The following is an 8,244-nucleotide window of genomic DNA, read 5'->3' on the forward strand; positions in this document are numbered from 1 at the left end:
AAAATCCGCCCTAGTGGGCGGATGTGGTCGTTTTTTGGAAATGGTGTTCCCTACCCCGTCACGAGCTTCACGATGTCATTGTAGGTCACCGCAAGCATTGCAAAAATAAGGAGAGCAAATCCGACAGTATTCAAAAAATTTACAATTGCAGGCTTAATGGGCGAACCTTTTATTGCTTCAATAAGCAAAAACAAGAGCCGTCCTCCATCAAGCGCCGGAAACGGGATCAGATTAAGAATTGCCAGATTAATTGAAATGAACGCCGCAAAGCCGAGCAAATAGATAAAACCGAGCTCGGAAACATCTCCCACTATGGAAACTATGCCGACCGGGCCGGTCAAAGAAGCCAAGTCCCCTTTCCCGGTGAATGCATCCGCGAAGAGTCCCCAGAACGAGGCGGCAATCAGCATGCTAAGACTGCCGGTAGTTTTGGCACCCTCCCATAACGCTTGGTGCACCGGCAATTGTAACGTACCAATCATGCTCATTGAAATGCCGAGCGCTGCGCGTTCGGGAACGATCCCCAGGACAGGTTCTACGAACACCGTGGAGGCTGTTTCCCCATGTTTAAAAGAGAGTGCAATGCGCTCTTGCCCATGGGCGGCGATAAAGAGAGAGACATCTTCCGGTGATCCGTTCTCCAGAATATCCGTGTCGGCACTAAGCGCAAGAATAACATCTCCCACCGAAAGTCCCGCTCTGCGCGCCGGCGAATCTGGAATGACTTCCGTGATCGTAAGCTCTGGATTTTTCACGACCGCACCCGCAGGTTCCGTGCCGACCGGTGCGGGTAATCCATACATAAAACTTGCCGAGATAAGCATCCATGCAAACACAATATTGAAAGATACGCCCGCAACAATGACGGCGGCTTGCACGATCTTCGGTTTGTTAATAAAACTTCTATCTTTCGCAGGTCCGTGAAGAGCCTCTTCGTTTGGGTTCTCGCCAAAGATCCTCACAAATCCTCCGAACGGAATCCAGTTGAACGTATATTCGGTTTCGCCATTTTTCGGTTTGAACCCAAACATGCGCGGAGGAAATCCGATTCCGAATTCATCTACTCGTATCTTTGCCGCTTTCGCAACAATAAAATGCCCACATTCATGGACTAAGATCAACACAACAAGAATGATTACAAAAATAAGGACACTCATGAATTAATGCATCACGTCCGTTTCTTTACGTCTCGCCATCTCTTCCAGCGCCCTGTTTGTTTCATCAACATGTTTTTGGAGCTCTTCTTTGCCGTGAAATTTATCGTCTTCCGACATTTCGCCCTCCTTTTCCTTTCTTTGAATGTCTTCCCATACCCTTTCGCGCTCCTTTCGGACAGAAATGCGCGCGTCTTCCAATTTATCCTTCACCACTTTTACCAACGTCACTCTCCGTTCGGTCGTGAGCTCGGGAAATGAGACGCGTATGCCGCTCTCTGATATGGATGTAGAGAGACCGAGGTTTGACATCTGTATCGCGCGCTCTATTTCTTTTATCACCCCTTTATCCCATGGGCTTATCAAGAGAGACCGAGCATCTTCAGTGGAAATAGCGGCAACATGTGAAATGGACGTTCTGGCGCCGTAGGCTTCAACTTGCACCCGGTCTAAAACCGCGGGTGTGGCGCGTCCCGTATGCAAAGAAAGATACTCTTTGCCGAGCCATTCTTTTATCTTTGCCGCTTCATTTTTAAATTGGGTAAAATCGTATTTCATGTCTCTATGTCTCTATACTGATGCATTGTAACAAATTTTTGCCTCTGATTCTATATTCCCGGAGCCGGGGCGGTAAGGGCGATGTGCTCCAAGAGTATTTTAATGGAGGGCGACCGATCATTTAAATAGCTTCGATACGTTCCGATCTCGGTGAAAGTCTCCCGCACGTCTTTCGTCATGGAGCCGCCTTTCGCGCTCACTTGCGCGCTTACTTGATAGAGCGCATGCTCCAGTTCATTCAAAAACAAAATAGCACGGTTCTTGTCTTTGCTCTCAATGATGTCTTTCAAAAGCTCCAGGCGCTTCGCGCGGCTCTCTTTCAAAAAGTCTCTGGCGGAGAATGCTTCGTCGTTTCCGCCGGACTCTTGGGACTCTTGGTGCCGGTGCGGCGTGATTAAAAAAAGACGCGACTTGAGCGTGGGAAGCAGAGATTCGGTATTGGGCGTGATGATAAAAAAGTGGGTATGCGCCGTCGGCTCCTCAAATACTTTAAGAAGCGAGTTTTGCGCCTCTCTCGTAAAGAAATGAGCGCACAGTACAAAAATTTTCCTCTCGCCGGCAAAAGATCTTCGTGATTGAAGCTCCTTGATCGCTCTACTGTCATCAATACCAAAAGTTTCAAACTCCCCTACCCAAAAATCAGGATTACCGACGGTAACAAACCCCAACTCACGCGAGATCAGAACCTTAAGCTCCGGCATGACATCTCCGGTTGTACCGGAAATGAGATACGCGTGATGCAACACTCCTGTTTTTTTGTAACTATCAAAAATTGCCTGCATGTATGTAAACATCTGCGAACAAAAAATAGATGCGCGACCTACTTTTTCGCGATAATGCTTTTTTTGTACGTATCAATATGTTCAAGAGCGATGCCAGTTCCTTTCGCCACGCAATACAGCGCGTCTTCCGCGAGTACCGCTTTGACACCGGTGCGGCGATATACCAGCTCTGGAAAATTGCGAAGAAGCGAAGAGCCGCCGGTCATAATAATACCCTGATCAATGATGTCGGAAGAAAGTTCCGGTGGTGTTTCCTGAAGGACGTCTTTGATCGCTTTTATCATTTCTCGCAATTCTTTATCAATAGCTTTCACGATCTCATTGGTTGCAATCTCCGCCGAGCGCGGCAGACCGGAGATAAAGTCGCGACCCCTGATGGTCATGGTGAGTTCTTCTTCCAGCGGCACCGCGGACCCGATCTTCATTTTGATATCTTCCGCCGTCTTGTCTCCCACAGCCAGATTGAATGTTTTCTTGATGTAGTCGGTGATAGCGTGGTCAATCCGATCCCCGGCACATTTAACGGACGTTGAAGCGACGATTCCCCCCAAAGAAATAACCGCCACATCGGTCGTGCCGCCTCCAATATCAACTATCATGTGTCCGCGCGCTTCGTAGATCGGAATGCCGGCGCCGATAGCCGCCAAGATCGGCTCTTTGACCACGTACGCATTTTTGGCTCCGGCTTTGATCGCCGCCTCCACTACCGCGCGGCGCTCTGTTGAGGTAACTCCCGCGGGTACCGAGATCATCACTTCCGGCTTGAACAGATTCCACGGCCCCAATGCTTTATTGATATAGTAGCGGAGCATTGCCTCTGTGACGCGATAGTCGGCAATGACACCGTCGCGCATGGGACGGTACGCCACGATGTTATCGGGTGTGCGCCCGATCATTTCTTTCGCTTCAATACCGACCGCGAGGATCTTATTGTCTTGTTCCGACACCGCCACTACGGACGGCTCATTCAACACAATCCCCTTGCCGGGATAATATACCAATATATTGGCAGTCCCCAGATCTATCCCTAATTTTTTTGAAAACATACTCATGGGTGTTTCAGAGCAATACTAATCGCGCTGTATCCGCTCTATAGAGAGGCCGATCTGGCGCAATCGCTCCTCAATATTCTCGTAGCCTCGGTCAATATTGTAGACATTATGTATGAGAGATTGCCCTTTTGCAACAATCGCGGCAATAATGAATGCAAGCCCCGCGCGCAGGTCCGGACTCTCCAATTCACGTCCGTTCAAGAGCTTGGGTCCTTTCACGATAATGCGATGCTGATCCATGACCTTGATGTTGGCGCCCATCCGTATTAATTCCTCCGCATAGCCGAGCCTTCCCTCAAAGATTGTCTCAAAAACCAGACTCTCCCCCGTAACCTGTGTAAGAAATACCGCCATCGGCGCCTGCAGATCGGTAGGAAATCCGGGATACTCATGCGTCTTGATATCAACACCGGTAAGGTCGCTGTTCTTTTTCCCATTGCGTTTAATTCGTATGGTATCCGCGTTGGTGAGAACGTCTACGCCCGCGTAGCGCAGTACCTCAAGAAGCGCTTCCACATGCGTCGGGTTGCAATGAGTGATCTCTAGCTCGCTCGCGGCAAGCGCGCCGATAATCAGAAAGCTCCCTGTTTCAATCCGATCCGGCGGGGTTATGTAGGATCTCTTTTTTGCCGACAAAAGCGGTCCTCCCGTTATCTCAAGCGTCGTGGTTCCCACACCCTTGATGCGCGCGCCGCACGATATGAGGAATTGCATCAAACTTTCTATCTCCGGTTCCAAAGCGGCGTTTTTTATGACCGTTGTGCCCTTTGCTAAGACCCCCGCCATGATGAATGTTTCAGTCGCCGTCACGCTTGCGTTGCGCAGAAATATTTCCGCGCCGGAGAGTTTCCCATTTTTCGCGCGCACCGCGTAGGTTTCGTCCGTCATACGCGCGCGCGCTCCCATTTTTTGAAACCCCTCAATAAAAAGATCGATCGGCCGTTTGCCGATCACACACCCGCCCGGATGCGGGAAATGCACTTGACCTGTGCGCGAGAGGAGCGGTCCCGTCAATACGATGGAGGCGCGCAAGCGTTTTGATATCTTCGGCGGAAGATGAGAAGTGCGGAGCGTCCCCGCGTCAAAGACGTATATGTGTTTTTCTTTTTTGGTGACAGTCACCCCCATGTCTTCCATGAGGTCAATCATGCGATGCACATCCTCAATATCAGGAAGGTTTTTTAACGTTACCGGATCCTTAAACAAGAGCGTTGCGGCAATCGCTTTGAGAGCGGCGTTCTTCGCGCCATTCACGCGAATGGTCCCGTGAAGCTCTTTTCTTCCGCTTAATCCTTTGATAAGAAATTGTTCAGCAGCCATATTGTTACTTATCTTACGGCTTTTGGTATCTTTTTACAAATACGCCTCCAGATTGCTTTTTGGGATTTTTTGTATACTATTATCTCTCATGAAGCCTTTGTCGCTCAAAAAACGAAGATTTTACTTTTATACCCTCTTGGCGGTATTTTTTGTTATCATCCCCATTATCACTCTCTATACCAGCGGATATAGAATTGGAAAAGGATTCCGTCTCGTAGAGACCGGGGGGATCTATATTTATTCTCCGGAAGCGGGGGCTGACATTTATGTAGACAGTAAAAAAAAGAAAAAAACAAACATTTTCCAGAAGGAATTGTTTCTGCAAGACCTGAGGCCGGATACCTATGTGGTATATATTATGAAAGAAGGATTCTGGCCATGGGTAAAAGAAGTGGAAGTTGAGGAACGAAAAGTAACCACCGCGATTGCCTTTCTTGTACCAAAAGAACCAAAAGGTGAGGTGATAGCGCGCACTCTTGCCTCCGATAAGGCTACCTCGGCAACCACCACGCCCGTAACGGGAGGAAAATTAAATCCCGAATACATTGACGTAGTGGAGCTTTTTCAAAATCACGAAATAGAAAAAAAGAAAGCCTCCGCCTTAGCCGCAAAGAGTGCCTCGGCAACGAGTACTGCCGAAAATACTCCGGGGGTATTCATCGCGGAGCGAGGTCGTGTCGGTCTCTGGCAGGATGACACGCGTGTGCTCGCCACCTGGCAGAAAGACGAGGATTCACTTCCCAACTATTTTTGCCGAGAGAAAGTCTGCGAGAAAACCGTGCTCGTATTCAATTCCATCACACCGATCAAAGATGTTGATTTCTATCCCGGCCGCGAGGATGTCATTTTGGTCGCGGTACAAAACGGCATCTACGTCATAGAGATCGATGCCCGCAAATATCAGAATTTTCAACCTGTCTATAAAGGAGTTGATCCTTACTTTGTGGTCTCGGGCAATACCTTGTACGTCAAAGACAACAACAATTTTTTCAAAATCAATCTCTAGAAATAGGGCCGGGGTTAAGAGCCTGTTCAAGATCTAATGCCTAGCTTAAAACTTTAAAATTTATAGCGAAAATCACGAAGTTCGAGAAGGCATATCGGGATATGCCGACGAGAAATGAATGATTTGCAGCATAAATTTTAAAGTTTTAGCAGGCAAACAAGCATGATAACCCTCATTTGTGGTTAGATCTTGAACAGGCTCTAAGATACGCACCCTCATGACTTAAAAGAGTGTGTATAATACCTATAAAGGATAGAGAGTAAGTGTACTCCAGAAATTTTGCGACTCCTCACGAAAAAGATCATATGGAAAAGCAAGAACAAAAAAAGAACGGGAAAATGAATATCGTTCATGTCGTTCCTATTTCCAAAGGTATCACCAAAGAACAACTCACTTATTTCAGTGCAAAGGATATTCTCCCCGGGTTTATTGTTTCCGTGCCTCTTCGCAACAAAATGGTGGACGCGCTTGTGCTCGGATGCGAGAGTGCCGAGATTTCAAAAACAGAGCTCAAGTCGTCTTCCTACTCCATAAAAAAGATAGGCGATATCAAAGCGCGTCATTTTTTTCTTCCTTCATTTGTGGGGGCCGCGCTGGAAGCGGCGCATTACTACGGCGGTACCACGGGAGCTCTCATACACGCACTCACTCCGGCGGCGCTTTCCGCATACTCTCCTGCGGTGCTCCCCAAGGAAAAACTCGCGGTGGAGCGCGCAGAGGGAACGTTCAAGGTCAAACAAGAACCATTGCTCGTGCAATCGGAAGATAAAGATCGCATTTCCACCTATAAAAGCATCATCCGCGAAGAATTCGCCAAGCGCGCTTCGGTATTCTTTTGTCTTCCCGAAATAAGCGAGATAGAACATATGAAAGCGACTCTGGAGAAAGGCATTGAAGACTACACGTATGTTTTCCATAGCGGGATGACCAAAAAAGAAATAGTGGAAAACTGGAAAGCGGCGCTGGAAGAAGCTCACCCCGTTCTTATCATCTGCACGGGAACATTCCTCTCACTTCCCCGGCCCGACATTGGCACGATCATCGTGGAGAAAGAAAGCTCCCGAGCTTACAAGATGCCCACGCGCCCTTTTGTTGACATAAGAATGTTCGCGGAAATTTTTGCGCGGCTCTCCGGCGCGCGTCTCATCTTAGGCGATATATTCTTGCGACCGGAAACACTTTGGAAACAAGAAGAAGGCACCTACGCGGTACTCTCGGCGCTTGCGTTTCGTTCTCTCTCGGTGGCCACGCAGGAAGTCATTGATATGAGGCAATACACGGATAAATTTGGCGCTAAAAAATTTCGTGTGCTCTGCGATGAACTGCTCTCACTCATACAAAAAATGAAAGGTGGGAACGAAAGTTTATTTATTCTAACAGCGCGCCGCGGCCTCTATCCCCTCACCGTATGCAGTGATTGCGGCAGTACGGTCATGTGTGAACGCTGTAGCGCCCCCGTGGTGCTTCATAATAAAGACGCCAAAAACAAAGGTGGGGCGTACACGGCTATCTGTCACAAGTGTGGCTTTGAACAAGACGCGCCCGACCGGTGTATTGTCTGCAGCGGATGGCGCCTGACCACGCTTGGTGTCGGCATAGAGCATATTGAAGAAGAATTGCAAAAACAAGCGGAGGGTCTAAACATAATGCGCATGGACCGCGATAGCGTAAAAACCCACAAACAAGCCATCAAACTGCGGGATAGGTTTTACGCGTCGCCCGGTAGCATCTTGGTGGGTACGGAAATGGCGATTGCGTATCTTGACCGCAGTATAGAAAATGTCGCCGTATTATCGGTGGATTCCCTTTTTACGATTCCCGATTTCAGAATAAACGAACGCGTATTTAATATGTTATTGCGCGTACGCGCGCTCGCATTGAAGCGTTTCTATATACAAACCCGCGACGCGGAGAATAAAATATTTGATTACATCACGAAAGGAAACTTGATTGATTTTTATCGCGAAGAGATAGCGGAGCGTAAAGCGCTCCACTACCCGCCGTTTACCACACTGATCAAACTCACTCTTCTAGGGAAGCAACAACAGGTGGAAAAAGAGATGCATCTTGCGGCGCAGAAATTGGAGACCTATAAACCGGAAATATTTCCCGCATTCATCACGACCATCAAGGGGAAATATCGGATGAATATACTCATCAGAGTTCCGCGAGGCGAATGGGTTGATGAAAAATTGCTTGGCATATTACGCGCCTTGCCGCCGCAATTTGCCGTGCGTGTTGATCCGGAGGATGTGCTATAACAACCTGACAATTCCTCGGAAAGCGAATCTGCTCAAAAAAACCCCGCAGTATGCGGGGTTGAGGTGCGATTTCATGAGCACCGAAAGACCTTTTGAGAGATGTTTCCGAAC

Annotated in this window: 7 protein-coding genes; 2 read left to right on the plus strand and 5 right to left on the minus strand. The window is 48.3% G+C overall.

What is annotated here, in order from left to right; all coding sequences use genetic code 11:
• Window positions 1-50 precede the first annotated feature (50 nt).
• The 5 genes from AAB523_02195 to murA are packed head-to-tail and all read right to left on the minus strand — an operon-like array spanning window position 51 to window position 4,866.
• Window positions 51-1,157: a site-2 protease family protein gene (locus tag AAB523_02195; GenBank protein ID MEK7556079.1), complete on the minus strand. Its 1,107-nt coding sequence runs from the start codon at window positions 1,155-1,157 to the stop codon at window positions 51-53.
• Between the two features lie 3 nt (window positions 1,158-1,160).
• Window positions 1,161-1,712 carry a ribosome recycling factor gene (gene frr, locus AAB523_02200; GenBank protein ID MEK7556080.1) on the minus strand — a complete coding sequence of 184 codons (552 nt, stop codon included), beginning with the start codon at window positions 1,710-1,712 and terminating at the stop codon, window positions 1,161-1,163.
• Between the two features lie 50 nt (window positions 1,713-1,762).
• A complete protein-coding gene (locus AAB523_02205) occupies window positions 1,763-2,506 on the minus strand; it encodes a hypothetical protein (GenBank protein ID MEK7556081.1) in 744 nt (247 codons plus the stop codon).
• Between the two features lie 26 nt (window positions 2,507-2,532).
• Window positions 2,533-3,540, minus strand: a complete 1,008-nt coding sequence (locus tag AAB523_02210; protein ID MEK7556082.1) for a rod shape-determining protein — start codon at window positions 3,538-3,540, stop codon at window positions 2,533-2,535.
• A 24-nt stretch (window positions 3,541-3,564) separates the two neighbouring features.
• Window positions 3,565-4,866 (minus strand): UDP-N-acetylglucosamine 1-carboxyvinyltransferase, encoded by a 1,302-nt coding sequence (gene murA / locus AAB523_02215; protein ID MEK7556083.1) that lies wholly within the window; start codon window positions 4,864-4,866, stop codon window positions 3,565-3,567.
• Window positions 4,867-4,954: 88 nt separating this feature from the next.
• Between murA and AAB523_02220 the strand changes: the two genes are divergently transcribed.
• On the plus strand, window positions 4,955-5,872 hold the full coding sequence (locus tag AAB523_02220) for a PEGA domain-containing protein (protein MEK7556084.1): 918 nt from the start codon (window positions 4,955-4,957) through the stop codon (window positions 5,870-5,872).
• A gap of 305 nt (window positions 5,873-6,177) precedes the next feature.
• Window positions 6,178-8,133, plus strand: coding sequence for a primosomal protein N' (gene priA / locus AAB523_02225; GenBank protein ID MEK7556085.1), 1,956 nt, complete (start codon window positions 6,178-6,180; stop codon window positions 8,131-8,133).
• Window positions 8,134-8,244 lie beyond the last annotated feature (111 nt).

It is taken from the genome of Patescibacteria group bacterium, assembly GCA_038063375.1.
Classification (GTDB): domain Bacteria; phylum Patescibacteriota; class Minisyncoccia; order Phycocordibacterales; family JANLHH01; genus JANLHH01.